Annotated in this window: 14 protein-coding genes and 1 pseudogene; 8 read left to right on the top strand and 7 right to left on the bottom strand. The window is 62.3% G+C overall.

Annotated elements, in window-relative coordinates; genetic code table 11:
* The 5 genes from KL786_RS28075 to KL786_RS28055 form a co-directional block, all read left to right on the top strand.
* Positions 1–239 (top strand): hypothetical protein (locus tag KL786_RS28075; protein ID WP_215519665.1); only part of this gene is annotated, 239 nt, incomplete at its 5' end.
* Positions 240–241: 2 nt separating this feature from the next.
* Positions 242–2,134 (top strand): penicillin-binding protein 2, encoded by a 1,893-nt coding sequence (gene mrdA / locus KL786_RS28070; protein ID WP_215519664.1) that lies wholly within the window; start codon positions 242–244, stop codon positions 2,132–2,134.
* Positions 2,135–2,250: 116 nt separating this feature from the next.
* Complete coding sequence (locus KL786_RS28065; protein ID WP_215519663.1) at positions 2,251–2,763, top strand: sigma-70 family RNA polymerase sigma factor; 513 nt, start codon at positions 2,251–2,253, stop codon at positions 2,761–2,763.
* Positions 2,760–3,734 carry a FecR family protein gene (locus KL786_RS28060; protein ID WP_215519662.1) on the top strand — a complete coding sequence of 325 codons (975 nt, stop codon included), beginning with the start codon at positions 2,760–2,762 and terminating at the stop codon, positions 3,732–3,734. Before KL786_RS28065 ends, KL786_RS28060 begins: the two co-directional genes overlap by 4 nt.
* A 110-nt stretch (positions 3,735–3,844) precedes the next feature.
* On the top strand, positions 3,845–6,259 hold the full coding sequence (locus KL786_RS28055) for a TonB-dependent siderophore receptor (protein WP_252193877.1): 2,415 nt from the start codon (positions 3,845–3,847) through the stop codon (positions 6,257–6,259).
* 1 nt (position 6,260) lies between these two features.
* On the opposite strand, the gene KL786_RS28050 is transcribed toward KL786_RS28055, so the two are convergent.
* The 6 genes from KL786_RS28050 to KL786_RS28025 all read right to left on the bottom strand — a co-directional run bounded on the left by KL786_RS28050 (position 6,261) and on the right by KL786_RS28025 (position 14,046).
* On the bottom strand, positions 6,261–7,232 hold the full coding sequence (locus KL786_RS28050) for a cyclase family protein (protein WP_032862984.1): 972 nt from the start codon (positions 7,230–7,232) through the stop codon (positions 6,261–6,263).
* A 28-nt stretch (positions 7,233–7,260) separates the two neighbouring features.
* On the bottom strand, positions 7,261–8,019 hold the full coding sequence (locus KL786_RS28045; RefSeq protein WP_215519660.1) for an SDR family oxidoreductase: 759 nt from the start codon (positions 8,017–8,019) through the stop codon (positions 7,261–7,263).
* A 32-nt stretch (positions 8,020–8,051) separates the two neighbouring features.
* Positions 8,052–9,500 (bottom strand): aldehyde dehydrogenase family protein, encoded by a 1,449-nt coding sequence (locus tag KL786_RS28040; RefSeq protein ID WP_215519659.1) that lies wholly within the window; start codon positions 9,498–9,500, stop codon positions 8,052–8,054.
* Between the two features lie 2 nt (positions 9,501–9,502).
* Positions 9,503–10,609 (bottom strand): tartrate dehydrogenase, encoded by a 1,107-nt coding sequence (locus KL786_RS28035; protein ID WP_215519658.1) that lies wholly within the window; start codon positions 10,607–10,609, stop codon positions 9,503–9,505.
* Between the two features lie 116 nt (positions 10,610–10,725).
* Positions 10,726–11,613: a LysR family transcriptional regulator gene (locus tag KL786_RS28030; protein ID WP_215519657.1), complete on the bottom strand. Its 888-nt coding sequence runs from the start codon at positions 11,611–11,613 to the stop codon at positions 10,726–10,728.
* A 210-nt stretch (positions 11,614–11,823) separates the two neighbouring features.
* Complete coding sequence (locus KL786_RS28025; protein WP_215519656.1) at positions 11,824–14,046, bottom strand: TonB-dependent receptor; 2,223 nt, start codon at positions 14,044–14,046, stop codon at positions 11,824–11,826.
* Between the two features lie 227 nt (positions 14,047–14,273).
* Between KL786_RS28025 and KL786_RS28020 the strand changes: the two genes are divergently transcribed.
* From KL786_RS28020 to KL786_RS28010, 3 genes and pseudogenes are all read left to right on the top strand, one after another.
* Positions 14,274–16,631, top strand: coding sequence for a DNA polymerase II (locus KL786_RS28020; protein WP_215519655.1), 2,358 nt, complete (start codon positions 14,274–14,276; stop codon positions 16,629–16,631).
* A gap of 52 nt (positions 16,632–16,683) precedes the next feature.
* A pseudogene (locus tag KL786_RS28015) lies at positions 16,684–17,315 on the top strand (glutathione S-transferase N-terminal domain-containing protein).
* Positions 17,316–17,479: 164 nt separating this feature from the next.
* Positions 17,480–18,034 carry a DUF4174 domain-containing protein gene (locus KL786_RS28010; RefSeq protein ID WP_215519653.1) on the top strand — a complete coding sequence of 185 codons (555 nt, stop codon included), beginning with the start codon at positions 17,480–17,482 and terminating at the stop codon, positions 18,032–18,034.
* Between the two features lie 185 nt (positions 18,035–18,219).
* Here KL786_RS28010 and KL786_RS28005 read toward each other — a convergent pair.
* A partial coding sequence (locus KL786_RS28005; protein ID WP_215519652.1) for a lipid II flippase MurJ occupies positions 18,220–19,284 on the bottom strand: 1,065 nt, incomplete at its 5' end.

The raw sequence follows: 19,284 nt of genomic DNA, 5'->3' as shown, positions 1-19,284 counted from the left end.
TCGTCAAGATTAAATTCCGAAACCCCAATTGCGAAAGCAGTTGGGGTTTTGTTTTTGGCGGTTGGAAAGGGGCGGCGGCAAGCTTCAAGAGATCAGCGCCCAAACTGTTCACTCCATCACCGCTCGGCCAATTCAATACAAAGTGTTTCGGCATTTTTGGTATGGTGCAGCACCTTTTCCAAGGACTGGCCTTCCAACCGCAGGACGCGACATCACCTCTATCCCACGAGATGCTGTAGAAATGCCTGAAGTTATACCGATCAAGGACCACGAGAAAGAACACCGCCTGGTCAACAAGCGCCTGCTGGCTTGTGCAATGCTGGTATTGGGCATTACCTGTGCCTTGGTCGCACGGATGTATTACCTGCAAGTCGTGGAGTTTGACTATCACTCCACCATCTCCGAAAACAATCGGGTCCATGTCCTGCCCATCACCCCGACCCGCGGCATGATCTATGACCGCAACGGCGTGGTCCTGGCCGATAACCGCCCCAGTTACAACCTGACAATCACTCGCGAACGGGCGACCGACCTCAAAGGCGAGTTGGACTCGATCATCACTCTCCTGCACCTGCCAGCCGAAGACCGTACAGTCTTTGACAAGGCCCTGAAGCAGGCGCGTCACCCATTTGTGCCCGTGACGTTGTTCTACGAATTGACGGAAGAACAGATCGCCATATTGGCCGTCAACGAATTCCGCCTGCCTGGCGTGGATGTCGAGCCGCAGTTTGTGCGTCACTACCCTCTGGGCGCGCACTTTGCTCACTCCATCGGCTACGTAGGTCGCATCAACGAAAAAGAGTCCAAGGAACTGGATTCGGTCGAGTACCGAGGCACGCAATCCATCGGTAAAACCGGCGTCGAACGTTTCTACGAGCCACAGTTGCACGGGCATGTCGGTTATGAAGAAGTCGAGACCAACGCTCAAGGCCGGGTGCTGCGGGTACTCAAGCACACCGATCCGATCCCGGGCAAAAACATCGTCCTGAGCCTGGATATCAAACTCCAGGAAGCTGCCGAAGAAGCCCTGGGCGATCGTCGCGGCTCAGTGGTTGCCCTGGATCCGCAAACCGGTGAAGTCCTGGCGATGGTCAGCAAACCCAGCTTTGACCCCAACTCATTCGTGACCGGCATCAGTTTCAAGGAATACTCCGCGCTGCGTGACTCCATCGACCGTCCCTTGTTCAACCGCGTACTGCGCGGGCTCTATGCGCCGGGCTCGACGATCAAGCCGGAAGTGGCCATCGCCGGTCTCGACAGCGGTGTGGTCACCGCGCAGACCCGGGTCTTTGACCCCGGCTACTACCAACTCCCGGACTTCGATCACAAGTACCGCAACTGGAACCACAGCGGCGACGGCTGGGTGGATATGGACGCCGCCATCATGCGTTCCAACGACACCTACTTCTATGACCTGGCCCACAAGCTGGGGATCGACCGTCTGCACGACTACATGGCCGAATTCGGTCTTGGCCAGAAAGTCTCCCTGGACATGTTCGAAGAGTCCGCCGGCCTGATGCCGTCCCAGGCCTGGAAGCGCGCGACCCGTCGCCAACCCTGGTTCCCGGGCGAAACCGTGATCCTCGGCATCGGCCAGGGCTATATGCAAGTCACGCCATTGCAATTGGCCCAGGCCACCGCGTTGATCGCCAACAAGGGCGTGTGGAACAGACCGCACCTGGCCAAGACTATCGACGGCGTGCCGCCAGCGGACGAAAACCCCATGCCCAACATCGTCCTCAAGAACCCGCACGACTGGGAACAGGTCAACCACGGCATGCAAATGGTGATGCACGACCCGCGCGGGATTGCCCGGGCCTCGGCCGCCGGCGCGCAGTACCGGATTGCTGGCAAGAGCGGTACCGCGCAGGTGGTGGCGATCAAGCAGGGTGAGCGCTACAACCGCCTGAAGACCCGCGAGCGCAACCGCGACAACGCATTGTTCGTCGGCTTTGCCCCGGCAGAGCATCCTCGGATTGTGATTTCAGTGATGATCGAAAATGGCGAGGCGGGCGGCCGTGTGGCAGGCCCTGTGGTACGCCAGATCATGGATGCCTGGCTGCTTGATCAGCAGGGCCACCTTAAACCGCAGTACGCGGCGCCCGCCAAGACTTCGGGTGAGCCTCGCGTGTGAAAGAAAGGGTTTACTCCACCCAGAGTGCGGGACCGCCCGATAGATAAGCGATTGCATTTCGCTACAATCTACGACGATAATGAGATGAGTTATCATTAACATCTCTGGCTGCCCGCGTGTCTACTCCTACCGATCCCAAGGTTCTCCTGGCAACGCTGTATGACGATAACCATCGCTGGCTGCGCGCCTGGTTGTATCGTCAGCTCAAGTGCCCACAGGATGCTGCGGACCTGACCCAAGACACGTTTATCCGCATTCTGGATGCGCGCCAGCTCAACCAACTCGATGAGCCCCGTGCGTTTCTCAGCACCGTGGCCCGCCGGCTGTTATTCAGTTTCTGGCGACGCAAGCGCCTGGAACAGACTTACCTCGACAGCCTGGCGCAGTTGCCGGACGCCTACACGCCTTCGGAGGAAGACCTGGCCCTGGTACGTGAGGCCCTGGAAAGCATCGATCGCCTGCTCAATGGCCTGCCGCCTCGGGTCCGGCAGATCTTTATGCTCAACCGCCTCGAAGGCTTGTCGCAGCCTGTCATCGCCCAGCAGTTGGACGTCTCGCTGGCCACCGTGGAGCGCGATCTGCGGCGGGCTTTCCTGCACTGTCTGGCCGAATCGGCGGACCTGACATGAGCCAGCCCAAGGTTGACGCCACGACCCGCGCCGCCGTGGATTGGTTGCTGCGCCTGGAGGCGGCGGCTGAAGATCCGTCAGTGCGTCAAGCCTTCGACGCGTGGCTGGGGGCCAATCCCCAGCATGCGATTGCCTGGCAGCGGGTCGGTAGCTTGCTGCAGCAGCCGATTGCCGACTTGCAGCGCGTCGAAGCCCGTAGCCCCGGTCAGTTACGCGCCGTGACCCAGGCTCTGGCAGCCCCGGACTCCGAGTCGCGGCGCAAAGTGTTGCGTGGCAGCCTGGCCCTGGCGTTGTTCGGTATCAGTGGTGCCGCGATTTTCGACCGTGCCCAGCCGCTCAATGGCCTGTGGGCCGATCGCCACACCGCCACTGGCGAGCGCAAGACCTTCGAGTTGGCCGATGGCAGTCGCCTGAGCCTCAACGCCCGCAGCTCGGTGGATATCCATTTCACCGACACCCGCCGCCTGGTGCGCCTGCGCGAGGGCCAAGTGTTTGTTGATGTCGCCGCCGACCCGCGCCGACCATTTGTGATCGCCACCGCCCAGGGAGAAGTCCAGGCCCTGGGCACACAATTCATGGTGCGCCAGGAGGCCACCGGCAGCCTGGCCTCGGTGCAGTTGCACAGTGTCCAGGTCACCACCTCCGGTGGCAGCCAGCGCCGTGTAGAGGCGGGGGAGGCGGCGTGGTTCAGCGACAGCGATGTGCGTCCGGTACCGCTCTCGGTGCGCACTCGGGCGGACTGGTGCGATGGTCGAGTCGATATCCGGGATGAGCCCCTGGGCCTGCTGATCGACGCTCTGCGTCCGTATCGCCGAGGTGTGCTGCGGGTCAGTGAGCAAGCCTCGAAAGTGCGCATCTATGGTGTGTATCCACTGGATGACCCGGAGCAGACCCTGGCCTCGCTGGCCCAAACCTTCCCCCTGCGGATCAGCCATTACGGCCCCTGGTTGACCCTGATTGATGTGCGCTGAAGGCTCAATGGGAATTATTTTCACTCAGCGTGAGGGGATCGCTGATCTCGCGAGTCAAGGTTAGGGAACGCCAACCTGACAATGAGCATCCTCACCCTATGGCACCCTTGATGATCCGCCCCTGCCTGTTGACTCTGGCCGTAACCCTGGCTGTGATCGGCCACCCTGCTGTCGCCCTGGCCGATACTGACGCCAGTGCCCCGCACTATTTCAATCTACCTGCCGCCGCCCTAGGCGATAGCCTGAGCCGGCTGTCGCGGGAAAGCGGACGCACGCTGTCGGTCGCCCCAGCCTTGCTGCAAGGCCGCCGCGCGCCCGCGTTGCAGGGCCAGTACAGCCCCGAGCAGGCCGCGCAACATCTGCTGGCCGGTAGCGGCCTGGGCTTGACGGTCACCGAGAACGGCACTTGGAGCCTGTATCTGCTGCCCGAGGGCGCGCTTAATCTCGGCGCCACCACCGTCACCGGCCAGGTCGCAGAAAATGCCTGGGGCCCGGTGGACGGTTATGTGGCTACTCGCAGCGCCACGGCCACCAAGACCGATACACTGATCCTGGAAATCCCGCAGACCGTCAACGTGGTCACCGCCGACCAGGTCAAGGTGCAGGGCGCGCGCAACCTGACCCAATCCCTGCGCTATACCCCAGGCATGGACACCAACGGCTACACCGATCGCAATACCATCGCCGATGAACTGGGCAGCCGCGGCTTTTCTCCCACTTTGCTGTACCTCGATGGCGCCTACCTGCCTTACGCCGGCAGCCTCGGCGGTGCGCCACAAATCGACCCCTACACCCTGGAACGCATTGAAGTGCTCAAGGGGCCGGCGTCGGTGCTGTTCGGGCAGAACCAGCCTGGCGGGATGATCAACCTGGTATCCAAACGGCCCACCACTGAAGCCCGGCACCAGGTCAAGTTCGGCGTGGGCAGCTACGACCGGGTCAATGGCGCCCTCGACTTCAGCGGTCCCATCGATGACGCGAAAACCCTGAGCTATCGCCTGATCGGCCTGGCCCGGGACGGCAACGAGATGGTCGACCACGCCACCGACAGCCGCACCTTGCTCGCTCCCAGCCTGACCTGGGCGCCGACCGAAGACACCGCCCTGACCATTTATGCGCAGATCCAGCGCGACAAATCCCTGGCCGATTACCAGGCACTGCCCGCCATCGGCACGCTCTATCGCAACTCCAAGGGCCAGCGCATCGACCGCGACACCTTCCTCGGCGATTCCGACTGGAACAACTACATCCGCGATCAATATGTGCTGGGCTATGACTTCTCCCACGCATTCAACGACAACCTGGAATATCGCCAGACGGCTCGGTTCACTGACGTCAACGACCGCTACAAAGGCTTCTACCTCAATCGCTTCGTCGAACTGCCCGACGGCAGCACCGACGATACCCGCGCCAGCCGCACCAAACTGGACTGGCGCCAACACAACAGCGCCTACACCATCGATAACAACCTGCAGGCCAAGTTCGCCACCGGTGCCCTGGAACACACCTTGCTGGTGGGCTTCGATCACCGCGAGTTCACCCGTAAATACCAGGGCTACAACCTCTACGGCGCGGAAATCATCGACCTCTACAAACCGTCCAATTACCACACCTTTGGCCAGCCGCAACTGACCACCAAGTGGAACAACACGGTCAAGCAGACCGGCCTGTATGCCCAGGACCAGATCAAGTTCGACCGTTTCATCCTCACCATGGGCCTGCGTGAAGACTGGGCCGAAGTGATCAACCGCGACCTGCTGGACCGCAGCACGGTGTCGCAGAAAGACAAGAAACTCACGCGCCGCGTGGGCCTGACTTACCTCACCGACTTCGGCCTGGCGCCCTACGTCAGCTATGCCGAGTCGTTCCTGCCAAGCGTCGGCCGTCTGGCCCCGGAACGCGGTGGCGGCGCCTACAAACCGGTGGAAGGCGAGCAATATGAAGCGGGGGTCAAGTACCAGCCCAACGACCAGTCGCTGCTGACCTTGTCGGTGTTCCAGATCAAGCAGAAAAACGTCTTGACCGGCGATCTGGTCTATCGCGAATACCAGTTGCAAGAAGGCGAAGTGCGCTCACGCGGCGTCGAGTTCGAAGGTAAGGCCCGTTTTGGCCAGGTGGAGTTGATCAGTGCGCTGTCGTACCTGGACGCGATCTATACCAAGAGCAACTACGGCGAGGAGGGCAACCGCAGCGAGGCGCAAGCCCCTTGGAGCGGCAGCGTCTGGGCCGACTACCATTTTGCCAGCGATGCCTTGGCCGGCCTGACCGCAGGTGGCGGTGCGCGTTACACCGGGAAGAAATACGGCGACTCGGCCAACACCTTCAAGACCCCGTCGTTCGTCGTGTACGACGCCACTGTCAGCTACGACCTGAGCCGCCTGGGCCCCACATTCAAGGGCGCTGAAGCCAGCCTCAACGTGCAGAACCTGTTTGATCGCGAGTATGTCTCGTCCTGCAACTACGCTTTTGGTTGCTATTACGGCCAGGAGCGCACTGCGTCCCTGGCCGTGTCCTACGACTGGTGAGCTACTTGATCACCACCGGGTTCACCGGTGCGCCGCTGCCGCCGACAATCTTCAACGGCGCAGCGGTGTAGAGGAACTTCCACTGGCCGTCGTCGGCACAATCGGCGGCCAGATCCTCCAGCAGCACGATCTCGGTAAAGGCGATGCCGAGGTTGCGCATCAACGCGCAATGCAATGGAATCTGCACCCCCGACACCGGGTCGGTGATCACCTCGTTGGCGATGGTATCGGTCACCAGGTTGGGGATTTCCATGGCGTGGAACCACTCCACCAACTCCCGGCTATAGGTCAGCCCAGGCTCCACCAGGTCCTTGAAGAATTCGGTCTTGCCATACTCGTAGAAGGCGCCCATGGAGCCGGTGCGGATGATCAGGATGTCGCGCTTTTCGATGGTCACGCCCTGGGCCTTGGCGGCCGCCAGCAAGTCCAGGTGATTGAAGGTTTCGCCACGGCCCAGGTATTTCTTGCCGCGATGGCGGGCCATGTCGATCAGCACCGCGCGCCCGACCACGCCACGTTCGGCAATCGCCAGCACACTGGCCTTGGCCATGCCGCCGACGGTGCTCATGGCGTCGTAGCCGTTCCACAGTTGGTTGTCGTACCAGGCATGCCCGAGGGCGTCGTACTGGGTCGAGCCTTGCAACTGCATGAAGATCACATCGTCGCAATAGGCCGCGCCGCCAGTCATTTCGGGTTGCTTGCCGAAGTGATAGTGGCTGTGATCCAGGGTATTGAAGCGCATCGACGGGTTGCGCGCGGGCCACATCGGGTCGCCGCCCGGATGGCCGATCTGCACTTGCAGGGTAAAGGTCTTGCCCTGGCGCACCGAGGCCACGCCGCGCAGTACTTCGGCTTCGGTCAGGTAATTGAGGGCGCCGACCTCATCGTCCGGCCCCCATTTACCCCAGTTCTTTGGCAGGCCTTCGAGTAATTGCTTGGTGCTCGGTTCGTTCTTGTTATGTAAGTCACACATATCGACTCCGATCCCTTTGGTCGTTGAGTTACACGCAGCGCCCGCCATCGACTTCAAGGCAAGTGCCGGTGATAAAAGCCGCTTCGTCCGAGGCCAGGTACAGGCAGGCATTGGCCACGTCTTGCGGGGTGGAAAAACGTCCCAGGGGGATAGTTGCCATGAACTTCTGGCGGTTTTGCGGGGTGTCCGGCACGCCCATGAACTCACTGAGCAGCGCCGTGGCGCCGACCACCGGGTTCACGCAGTTGACGCGGATATTGTCCGGCCCCAGCTCCGCCGCCATGGTCTTGCTCATGACCACCACCGCGCCCTTGCTGCCGTTATACCAGACCAGTCCCGGGCGCGGGCGGATCGCCGCAGTCGAGGCAATATTGACGAACACGCCGCCGCCCTGGCCGCGAAAGTGCGGCACGAAGTGCTTGGCACTGAGGAAGATGCTTTTGACGTTGACTGCGAACACCCGGTCGAACTCGGCCTCGTCCACTTCCAGCATCGGCCGGTTGCGGTGGGTGGTGCCGGCGTTGTTGATGACGATATCCAGCCCACCGAATTGCTCCAGGGTTGCCCGCAGCAGGGCGCCGACGCTTTCGTCGTTGGCCACGTTGACCTCGATGAAATGCGCATGCCCACCGCTGGCTTTGATCTCATTGACCACCCGCTGGCCGCCGGTGGCGTTCATGTCGGCGACGATAACCCGCGCACCCTGTTGGGCGAAGGTCTTGGCGATGCCTTCACCAAAGCCGGAGCCGGCGCCAGTGACGATGGCTACTTTGTTTGCGAGACGCATGGAGTGTTCTCCTTTCTTGTTGTTGTAATGGCTTAGCCGTGTTTGATCGCAATGGTCTTCAAGGTGGTAAAGCCCAGCAGGGCCTCGAAGCCTTTTTCCCGGCCATAACCGCTGGCCTTGACGCCGCCGAAGGGCAGTTCAACCCCGCCGCCGGCCCCGTAGTTATTGATGAAAACCTGACCGCAGCGCAGCTTGCGCGCCAGGCGCATTTGCCGGGCGCCGTCGCGGGTCCACACGCCGGCGACCAGGCCGAAATCGGTGCCGTTGGCCAGGCGGATGGCCTCGGCTTCGTCGTCGAAGGGCATCACGGCCAGTACCGGGCCGAAGACTTCCTCCTGGGCCAGGCGGCTGTCGGGCGGTACGTCGCGAAACAGCACCGCTTCCTGGAAGTACCCGCCACTGTCGGCCTCGGCCACCACCTGGCCGCGCGCGGCCACGGTGATGCCGGCCTGTTCGGCTTCGCGCACGAACTCGCGCACCAGGCGTTGCTGCTTCTGGTTGATCAACGGGCCCATATCCAGGTCCAGTGCTGAGGGCCCGGTGCGCAGCTCGCAAAAGCGCTGGCTGAGCCTGGCCAGCACCGTTTCATACACGCTGCGCTCCACCAGCAAGCGGCTACCGGCAGAACAGGTCTGCCCGCAGTTCTGCACGATGGCATTGATCAGCACCGGCAAGGCTTCATCCAGGTCCGCATCGGCAAACACCAGTTGCGGTGATTTGCCGCCCAGTTCCAGGGTCACCGGGCAATGTCGCTCAGCGGCCGCTTTTGACACCGCAGTGCCGGTCACGCTGGAGCCGGTAAAGGAGATGTGATCGATACCCGGATGGCTGCACAATGCCGCGCCCGCTTCGTAGCCATAGCCGGTCACCACATTGATCGCGCCGGCCGGAAAACCCACTTCGGCGGCGATCTGTGCCAGGCGCAGCAACGACAGGCTGGCATCCTCGGCGGGCTTGATCACACAGGCATTGCCCGCCGCGAGGGAGGCGCCGACGCTGCGGCCGAAGATCTGCATCGGGTAGTTCCACGGGATGATATGCCCGGTCACCCCATGGGGTTCGCGCACGGTCAGCACTGTGTAGCCGTTCTGATAGGGCAGGGTTTCGCCGTGCAGCTTGTCGGCCGCGCCGGCGTAATACTCGAAATAACGGGCGAGGGCAGTGGCATCGGCCCGGGCGACTTTCAGCGCCTTGCCGGTGTCCCGCGCTTCGACCTGCGCCAGCTCTTCGTGATGTTCCAGTACGGCCACACCGAGTTTGGCCAGCAGGCGGCTGCGCTCCAGGGCCGACAATGTGCCCCATGGGCCATCGAAGCTCTCGCCCACGGCCTGGCGGGCGGCGCTGACGGCGGCATCGATATCGGCGGCGGTGCCACGGGCGATGCTGGAGTAGGTTTCGCCGCTGCTGGGGTCGATCACCGGGATGTCTTCCAGTGACACCGAGGCCTGCCATTGGTTGGCGATGTAGTGTGCATTGATCATGTTCAACTCCTGTTCCCGGCGACGCATTCGGCGATGGCCACGCCCACTTCAATCGTACTGGCGCTGCCGCCCATTTCCCGGGTGCGTGGCCCTTCGGCAAGTACTGTCTCGATGGCCGAGACAATCGCCGCTGCCGCCTGCTGGTAAAGCGGGTCGCCATTGCCCAGATGTTCGATCATCAACGCAGCCGACCAGATCTGCCCGATGGGGTTGGCCACGCCCAGCCCGGCAATGTCCGGTGCCGAACCATGCACCGGCTCGAACAGCGATGGGTAGCGCCGCTCGGGATTGAGGTTGGCCGACGGGGCAATACCGATGGTGCCGGTACAGGCTGGGCCGAGGTCGGAAAGGATGTCGCCAAACAGGTTGGAGGCCACCACCACGTCAAACCAGTCCGGGTGCTGCACGAAATGCGCACACAGAATATCGATGTGGAATTTAGCGGTCTTGACGTCCGGGTAGCGCTGGGCGATCAGGTTCACCCGCTCGTCCCAGAACGGCATGGTGATGGAGATACCGTTGGATTTGGTGGCGGCCACCAGGTTCTTGCGCGGGCGCTGCTGTGCCAGTTTGAAGGCATAGTCCACCACCCGGTCCACGCCTTCGCGGGAGAAGATCGACTCCTGCACGGCGATCTCGCGCGGCGTGCCTTCCCACATCCGCCCACCGACGCTGGAGTATTCGCCCTCGGTGTTTTCCCGCACCACGATGAAGTCGATATCCCCCGGCACACGGCCGGCGAGGGGGCAGGGTACGCCCGGCATCAGGCGTACCGGGCGGATGTTGACGTACTGGTCGAACTGGCGGCGGATCTTCAGCAGCGACTCCCACACCGCCGTGTGGTCGGCGATGATGTCCGGTGCGCCCACGGCACCGAAGAAGATCGCATCATGGCTGCCGATCTGCTCGGCCCAGTTGTCCGGCATCATGCTGCCGTGGGCCAGGTAGTGTTCGCTGCACCAGGCAAAGTGATCGAACTCAAAGGCAATGCCGAAACGCCGGCTGACGGCCTCCAGTACACGCAAGCCTTCGGGCACCACCTCGCGGCCGATACCGTCGCCGGGGATCACGGCAATACGATGGGGGGTGCTGGTCGTGGAATTGGACACGCCGTGTCTCCTGTTTTTGTTGTTGTCAGTGAGGCGGGGACATTCTTGGCACAGGTGCAGCGGTGGGGGAATTTCTGATTGTGGAAGTGGCCTTCGCAAAATTCGAAGGCCAGCGGTTATGCGCGATTACAGGCGCTGAGGTAGTCAAATAACGCCAGGCTTGTAGGCGAAGGCTGTTGCTGGCGCATGCACAGGTACATCTGGCGGTCGGCCCAGGGATCGTCGATTTCGATAAAGCGCAAGGCCATTTCCTTGCGAAAGATCTGCACCGCGCCCTGGGGCAGTACGCCAACCCCTTGGCCGGCGGCAATCAGCCGGCACACGGCTTCAAAGCTGCGTACCTGGACCCGCAGGCGCAGCGGCATGCCAATCGCCGCAGCGGCTTCGGTGATCAGCGCGGTGATGGCGGCGTTATCTTCCAGGCCGACAAAGTCGTAGCCCAACAAATCCTCAAAGCGCGCATGGCGCATCTTGAACGGATGATCATCGGGCACCAGCAGGCACAGGCGATCCTGGCAGTAAGGGACAAAGCGCAATTCCTCGCCGCCCGGCTGGGTGGTGACGATGCCTACATCAGCCACGCCATCGCGCACCGCCTGCAGGATTTCGCGGCTGCGCTCCTCGCGGATATCCAGGCGGATACCGGGGTGCAGGGCGTTCCACTGGGTCAATTGGCTGGGCAGTTGCTGGCTCATCGCCGAGCTGTTGGCGTACAGGCACGCCCGACCGGTGGCGCCCTTGGCATAGTCGGCGAGGTCGGCGTGCATCACGTCTACCGCGCGTAAAATCGACAACCCATGCTCGGCCAACACCTCGCCGGCCGCCGTTGGCGAGACACCGGTGGAGGTGCGGTGCAACAGGGCGACTTTGAAGTGCTGCTCCAGCAACGACAGGCGCCGACTGGCCGCTGACAGCGAGAGGTGAGACTGCTCGGCCGCGCGGGACAGATTGCCCAGCTTGACCGTCTTGAGGAACAGCTCGATGGAGGTAAGGTCGGGGGCCATGCCAGAGTCCTTGTGCGCGGTTGGTGAAAACTACGCAGTTGGGACCGGGCTGTCCAATAGCCTGCCAACTCAACATACTTTGTGAATGCTGTCGGTGTGCCCGGATTTTCGGCCTGATACAGACCCAAATGTGGGAGCTGCCTCGCAGGGCGAGACAGCTCCCACAGGAGATTAGCGCTGGATCCGGGATTTCAGTCTGTAAGGTGGGGCTCAGAACTCAATGCTTGCCGACAGCTTGGCCACCCGCGGATCGCCTTGGGTCAGGTAGCCGCCCATCGCCGATTCCCAGTATTTGGTATTGGCCACGTTGTCCACCGTGAGCCCGAGGCTGACATCGCGCTGGTCCACTTTGAAGGTGTAGCGTGCGCCCACATCAAAGCGGTTCCACGTCGGCAGGCTGAGTTTATTGGCGGCATCGACATATTGCCCGCCAGTGCGCAGCATGCGCCCGCTGAGGGTCACGCCTTGCAGGCCCGGCACATCCCAATCCACGCCGGCATTGAACTGGAAGGACGGCACACCAATCGCACGGTTACCGTCGTTGGCACCGTTCTGGGTGTTCGTGAGTTCGGTTTTCATGACCGTCACACCACCGAGCAGGCGCAGGCCGGCCAGCGGCTCGCCGAACACATTGAGTTCTACACCTTTGTTGATTTGCTCGCCTTCGCGCACGAAGCGCGCGGTGGTGGCGTCGATGATCTGGCTGTAGCCGGCGCCGGGCTGCTCGATGCGATACACACCCAGGGTGGCGCCGTAGGTACCCATGTCGACCTTGACCCCGGCCTCGATCTGCTTGGAGCGTGCAGGGGCATAGACCGAGCCACCGTTGGTCACCGTGCGAAGCCCCAGTTTTTCCGGTGCGGTCGGCCCCTTGGCCAACCCTTCAATCCGGTTGGCATACAGCGACACATGCTCCCAAGGCTTGAACACAATGCCGTACACCGGCGTGGTAATCGACTCATCGTAGTTGGCCGTACGGCTGCCGCTCATGTAGTTGTAACCCTGCACCACCATTTGCTGGCGGCGCAGGCCCAGCGTGACCAGCAGGCGATCATCGATAAATCCAAAGGTGTTGGACACCGCCGCGCTGCGCATAAAGCTCTTGGCGGTGATGGTCGGGTCGCTGAAGTCGGTGCCAGGGGTATTGCGTGGGCTGTTCAGGCGCGGTTCGGCACCGGTCACCGGGTTGTAGATATTGGTGCTGGTCCTGGCGCTGTCGAACACATAGGCGTTACGCGCCTCGGTCCAGATCCCGGCCAGGCCGAAGTTCAGGCGGTGGCTCACCGGCCCGGTCTGGAACTTGCCGTTCAAACCGGCCATGGCGCTGCTGTTGTCTTCTTCGTGGGCGATGGTCGAGGCGCTGCTTTGTGCATTGCCCAGGTTGTCGTTGATGGTCACCGAGGAGTACCGGCCCATCTCCCGAGTGTGCTTGGTCCCGCCTGCCGCGTAGGCGGTCCAGTTGTCATTCAGGTCATATTCGGCACGCAGCATGCCCAGGGTGTCTTCAATATTGGTCATGCTCCAGCGCGGGGCGTAGTTGGTCTCGGCCGAAGGCGCGTCGGGTACCTGGGTCACTGCCGAGCCGAGGAATACCGAGTTGCGCCCGCCATTGACGCGCTCCTTCTTATAGACGAAGTCTCCCGACAGGCGTAACGCATCGCCACGGTAATCCAGGCCTGCGGCAAACAGTTTGGAGCGTTGGTTCTCATTGTCGGTCGCGGTATCGCCTTCACGCTGGGACAGGTTCACCCGCGCGCCAAAACGATTGCCTTCGCCAAAGCGCTGGCCGATATCCAGATGCTGACCCATCCGGCCTTCGCTGCTGATGTCGGTGCTGAAGCGGCGCAACGGCACATCGTCGGCGCGTTTGGGTTGCAGGTTCACACCGCCGCCGATACCGGAGCCCGAAGGCGTTACGCCGTTGATAAAGGCGTTCGGGCCCTTGAACACTTCCACGCGCTCCAGGGCGTCGGTGGACATGATCTGTCGGGGCAGGATGCCGTACAGGCCGTTGAAGGAAATGTCATCGCCATTGAGTGGCAGGCCACGAATCACGAACAACTGTGACTGGTTGGCGTACCCCGAAGCCTGGCGCACGGAAGAGTCGTTGAGCAGTACATCGCCGACGGTCTCGGCCTGTTGGTCGCGAATCAGTTGTTCGGTGTAAGACGCCATGCTGAACGGCACGTCCATGATGTCCTGGTTGCCCAATACACCCAACTGCCCGCCGCGTGCCACCTGGCCACCGGCGTACACCGGCGGCAGGGCCCCGGGGATGATGGCCTCGGCGCTGATGCTGGTGGCGCCCAGTTCCAGGGCCTGGTCAGTCTGTGGCGGTTGTTGAGGGGCGCCATGGGCCGCGAAGCTCAGGGAGCTGCACAGGGCGAGCAGGGTCGGGCGAAACGGCACGGCGAGTCGTGTACAAGTGGGCATGGTCGATCCGGACGGCGAGCCGTCAATGTGAGGAAAGGGGGCAACAACGTTGCGCTTCCTTACTGCGCGAATACGACTCCGGTGCAAATGATAACAAATGCTAATTGGTGTTTTACAAGTTTATTTGCAATGTACAGTCTGTCTGAAGGTCAGAAATTTCTATGCAGGCCTTGTGGCGGATGCCGAGTAGAATCGCGCCCTGAAAGCGATTCCTGAGGTGTGGCAAGGTGGATTTACAGCAGGGTTTTGTCCTGACCCGGCATTGGCGCGACACCCCGGCGGGTACAGAGGTCAGCTTCTGGCTGGCGACCGACCAGGGGCCGCGGTATATCCGTCTACCCGTGCAGCCTTCGGTGATGTTTATTCCGGTGGCCCATCGCGAGCACGCGCAACGGGTGCTCAAGGGGGAGCGCGAGGTGAAACTGCGCCCGCTGCAACTGTGTGATTTTCACCATCGCCCGGTCCTGGGCCTCTACACCCGCCAGCATCGCCAGGCGATGGACCTGGAAAAACGCCTGCGCCAAGCCGGCGTGGATGTCTACGAAGGCGATGTGCGCCCGCCCGAGCGCTACATGATGGAACGCTTTATCACCGCGCCAGTGCTGTTTGGCGGCACACCGGGTGAGGGCGGGATGCTGCTGGACGCGCAGATGAAACCCGCGCCGGACTACCGCCCGGCGTTGAAACTGGTGTCCCTGGATATCGAAACCACCGCGCGCGGCGAGCTGTACTCCATCGCCCTGGAAGGCTGTGGTGAGCGCCAGGTGTACATGCTCGGCCCGGCGAACAAAACAGACGCAGTGGATTTCAAGCTCGAATACTGCGACAGCCGCGCCCAACTGCTGGAGCGCTTGAACCAGTGGCTGGCGCAACATGACCCCGACGCGATCATCGGCTGGAACCTGGTGCAGTTCGATCTGCGGGTCCTCCATGAGCATGCCAAGCGCCTTAACGTGCCATTGCTACTCGGCCGTGGCGGCGAGGCCATGGCCTGGCGCGAACACGGCAGCCGTAACCATTACTTCGCCGCCGCCGCCGGACGGCTGATCATCGATGGCATCGAAGCCCTGCGTTCGGCGACCTGGACGTTTGAGTCATTCAGCCTGGAAAACGTCGCCCAGACCCTGCTTGGCGACGGCAAGTCGATTTCCACGCCCTACCAGCGCATGGACGAGATCAACCGCATGTTCGCCGAGGACAAGCCCGCGCTGGCACGCTACAACCTCAAGGACTGCGAGCTGGTGACGCGGATTTTCGAAAAGACCGAGCTGCTCAAGTTCCTGCTGGAGCGGGCCAGCGTCACCGGCCTGCCGGCGGACCGCAACGGTGGTTCGGTGGCGGCGTTCACTCATTTGTACATGCCGCTGATGCATCGCCAGGGCTTTGTCGCCCCCAATCTGGGGGACAAGCCACCCCAGGCCAGCCCCGGTGGTTTTGTCATGGATTCGCGGCCCGGCCTGTACGAGTCGGTGCTGGTGCTGGACTACAAAAGTCTCTACCCGTCGATTATCCGCAGCTTCCTGATCGACCCCGTGGGCCTCATCGAAGGCCTGCGCCATCCCGACGACAGCGAGTCGGTGGAAGGCTTTCGCGGCGCCCGTTTTTCCCGCACCCGGCATTGTCTGCCGGCGATTGTGGCGCGGGTGTCCGAGGGCCGCGAGGTAGCCAAGCGCGAGCACAACGCGCCGTTGTCCCAGGCCCTGAAGATCATCATGAATGCGTTCTATGGCGTACTGGGCTCCAGCGGTTGCCGGTTCTTCGATACGCGGCTGGCCTCGTCCATCACGATGCGCGGTCACCAGATCATGCGCCAGACCCGCGAACTGGTCGAAGCCCAGGGTTATGAAGTGATCTATGGCGATACCGATTCCACCTTCGTCTGGCTCGGCAGTGCCCATTCCCAGGAAGATGCCACGCGCATCGGCCAGGGCCTGGTGCAGCACGTCAATCAATGGTGGCGTGAACGCCTGCACAGCGAGTTCGGCCTGCACAGTGCCCTGGAGCTGCAATACGAAACCCACTTCAGTCGCTTTCTGATGCCGACCATTCGTGGGGCGGAGGAGGGCAGCAAGAAGCGCTATGCCGGCCTGGTGACCCGTGCCGATGGCAGTGAAGAAATGATCTACAAAGGCCTGGAAACCGTGCGCAGCGACTGGTCGCCCCTGGCCCGCCAGTTCCAGCAGGAGCTGTACCAGCGGATCTTCCACCGCCAGCCCCATCAGGACTATGTGCGTGACTACGTGCGCCGCACCCTCAGCGGCGAACTCGACGAGCTGCTGATCTACCGCAAGCGCCTGCGCCGGCAACTGGGCGATTACGAGCGCAATGTCCCGCCCCATGTGCGTGCGGCGCGCCTGGCGGATGAATTCAACGACCGTGAGGGCCGCCCACGGCAATACCAGAACGGTGGCTGGATTCGCTACGTGATCACCGTCAACGGCCCCGAGCCCCTGGAAGTGCGCCAGGCGCCGATCGACTACGACCACTACGTCACCCGGCAATTGCAGCCGGTGGCCGACGCGATCCTGCCGTTTGTCGATGACGATTTCAGCACCTTGGTCGGTGGCCAGATGGGCTTGTTTTAACGCCGGGAACACGCTTCACTCTGGACGCTGACACGTCTTGGAGGTATGCCCGATGTACACGCTCTATGGCACGCAAAGTTCTGGCTCATGCATCGTCGAAATTGCCCTGCAACGTTGTGGCGTGCCGTGGCGGCAAGTCGATGCCAGCCCCTGGGGCGATGCTGCGGGAATGGAGGCCCTCGGGCAGATCAACCCGTTGCGGCAAATCCCCACCCTGCAACTGCCTGACGGTAGCGTGCTGACGGAAAGCGCGGCGATCCTGATCCATCTGGGCCTCGAGTACCCGGCCAGCGGACTGCTATCTGGTAACCGCGCCCAGATCATGCGCGGCCTGGTGTACATCGCCGCCAACTGCTATTCGGCAATCACCATCATCGACTACCCGCAACGTTTCCTCGACAACACCGATGAGACGGTGCAGGCGCAATTGATCGCGGGCACGCAACAGCATCTACACCAGGCCTGGCAGATATTTGCCGAGCAATTTGCCGGGCAACTGTTTACCCCGCAGGGGTTGCCCAATGCCCTGGGCATCATGGCGGCGGCCGTGTCCCGCTGGGAGGGCGTGCGGGACGTCCTGCAGCATTCCCACCCCGCGTGCGCCCAGGCCCTGGCGCAGGTGGATGGCGATCCACTGGTGGCTCCGGTGTTTGCCGGCACTGGCCGGATTGGCCGGGGCAATGAGCCTTGGCAATCAGAAGAAACAATGAGCCCAGATGGGCCTCAAACCCTTGCGTCGTGGGCGTCCTAGCCTACTCTTTCTGATAGTCGCGTAGGAATCATCCTTGAAATTGACTGTCGCAGACATGAAACTCAAAAACTCTGCATGGAATTGGAAGGAGGTACGCATGCTCGTCCGGTCGCTGACCCTGGCTACCTTGATGGTGTTTACGGGGCCGTTGTTGGCTGCGGATAACCGGGGCCCGCTGGAACAGGATCAAGGCAAATTTCGCCCACTGATCGTGATAGCACCCAGCTCCATCGACCCGACTCAGGTCGACCTCAAGAAAGCCCTTGAACAGCCTGAGAACAAACAGAAGTTCACCGAGCGCAACATGGTGCTCTACACCGTGAACTACACGAGCATCGGCACCGTCGGCCAGCGTGATGGCAAAGACCTTGGCGCCCAAGACACCAACGCGCTGATCCGTGCCCTCAAGCTTGGCGCCAGCGCCGGTACCAAAGTGATCCTGGTGGGCAAGGACGGCGAGAAGAAAGTCGAAAAGACCGTACCCCCCGATACCCTGGACCTCGCAGAGTTTTTTGCCGCAGTCGACAAAATGCCAATGGCCGAAAAAGAAGCCGCCGCCCCCGCCGAACCAGAACCCGTCGCACCAACTGCGGGCAAGCCAGGCGCCAAAGCCAAGCCTGGCAAGCACGCGCCACAACCCCTGGAAGACTGACGCTCCAGGAGCCGGCTTGGTGGTGTGGCACAAAATCTGTGCCTGGCGCAGATCCCTTGTGGGAGCGGGCTTGCTCGCGAAAGCGGTGGTTCAGCCGACATATTCGTTGACTGATACGCCGCTTTCGCGAGCAAGCCCGCTCCCACAGGCAGCAGCTCCGCGCGCTTCCTTTTGCTGTGCGCAGCTCACGCCTTCCACGGTTTAAGCCACAGCCCCAACCCTACCAGTACCCCGGCGCCCGCCAGGGTACTCAAGCCCAACTGCCAACCATCGTTGTGCAACGGGTGCAGGACCAGCGCGGCGATTCCCAGCAACACCACACTCAACCCCCACTGCAACGGCCAGCCCAGTTGCCCGAGTAGCTGTTGGCGTTGCATCAGCAGCAGGTTGGTGACGATCACTCCACCCAGGGCCGCCAGGGCAATCCCTGGCAGGCCGAAGAAGTACGGCAGCATGACCAGCAAGCCGGCATTGACCAGGCTGCCCAGCAGTTCGCACTTGAGCGGCAGGCGCGTGTCGCCGTTGGCGTAGGCATAGCGCGCGAGCATGGCGTTCCAGGCGCCGAACACCAGCGGCGTGGCGAACCAGGCGAGCAGGGCCGGCAAGGGCCCGTCGGCGCTTTGCGCCGGCATCAGCAGGTGAATCAGCACGGGGCTCGCGCCAATCAGGCCGAGAGCGGCCGGCAGGCTCAGCAGGGTGGCGGCGTCCAGGCCACGGCGCAGCAAGGCCAGGCGTTGTTGGCCCTGTTCGCCGCTCATCAGCCCCAGCAACACCTGGTTGAGGCTCATCAGCGCGATCAACGGCAGGTTGATCAGTTTGCGCGCCAGGTTGACCCAGGTCACCGCGCCTTCGCCCAGGTAACTGGCGATCAGTCGCTCGAGCAAGGCCAGGCCCTGGCTGGCGAGATTGCTCGCCAACAGCGGACCGATGCGCCCCAGCAATTCGCGGCCGGCCAGGGCATCGCCCTTGACCTGCCAGGGACGCCAGCCGAACGACCAGACCGGTGCCAGCAGCGGTAGACACATGAGCACGCTACCGGCAAAAAAACACATCGCCAGTTCCGCGCTGTCACTGGCCGGGCCACGGATAAACAGGTACAGCACCGGCGGCAGGTTGAACAGTAACGAGCCCAGCCCCGGCAGCACAAAGCGCTGGCGCGCCTGCAATGGAATACTGAACAGGCCATGCATCACCAGCCCGGGCGCGCAGGCGGCGAGCCAGCGCAGGTTGGCGGCGGCCTGGTCGTGGGC

The sequence above is a fragment of the Pseudomonas sp. TAE6080 genome, from assembly GCF_018732265.1.
Lineage (GTDB): Bacteria > Pseudomonadota > Gammaproteobacteria > Pseudomonadales > Pseudomonadaceae > Aquipseudomonas > Aquipseudomonas brenneri.
The sequence above is the reverse complement of the archived record's forward strand: the minus strand, read 5'-3'. Positions and strand labels throughout refer to the sequence as shown.

What these genes read in the sequence shown, in the direction of transcription:
- mrdA (WP_215519664.1), top strand. Translation starts at nt 242, where the DNA reads ATGCCTGAAGTTATACCGATCAAGGACCACGAGAAAGAACACCGCCTG.
- KL786_RS28060 (WP_215519662.1), top strand. Translation starts at nt 2,760, where the DNA reads ATGAGCCAGCCCAAGGTTGACGCCACGACCCGCGCCGCCGTGGATTGG.
- KL786_RS28055 (WP_252193877.1), top strand. Translation starts at nt 3,845, where the DNA reads ATGATCCGCCCCTGCCTGTTGACTCTGGCCGTAACCCTGGCTGTGATC.
- KL786_RS28050 (WP_032862984.1), bottom strand. Translation starts at nt 7,232, where the DNA reads ATGTGTGACTTACATAACAAGAACGAACCGAGCACCAAGCAATTACTC.
- KL786_RS28045 (WP_215519660.1), bottom strand. Translation starts at nt 8,019, where the DNA reads ATGCGTCTCGCAAACAAAGTAGCCATCGTCACTGGCGCCGGCTCCGGC.
- KL786_RS28040 (WP_215519659.1), bottom strand. Translation starts at nt 9,500, where the DNA reads ATGATCAATGCACACTACATCGCCAACCAATGGCAGGCCTCGGTGTCA.
- KL786_RS28030 (WP_215519657.1), bottom strand. Translation starts at nt 11,613, where the DNA reads ATGGCCCCCGACCTTACCTCCATCGAGCTGTTCCTCAAGACGGTCAAG.
- KL786_RS28025 (WP_215519656.1), bottom strand. Translation starts at nt 14,046, where the DNA reads ATGCCCACTTGTACACGACTCGCCGTGCCGTTTCGCCCGACCCTGCTC.
- KL786_RS28010 (WP_215519653.1), top strand. Translation starts at nt 17,480, where the DNA reads ATGCTCGTCCGGTCGCTGACCCTGGCTACCTTGATGGTGTTTACGGGG.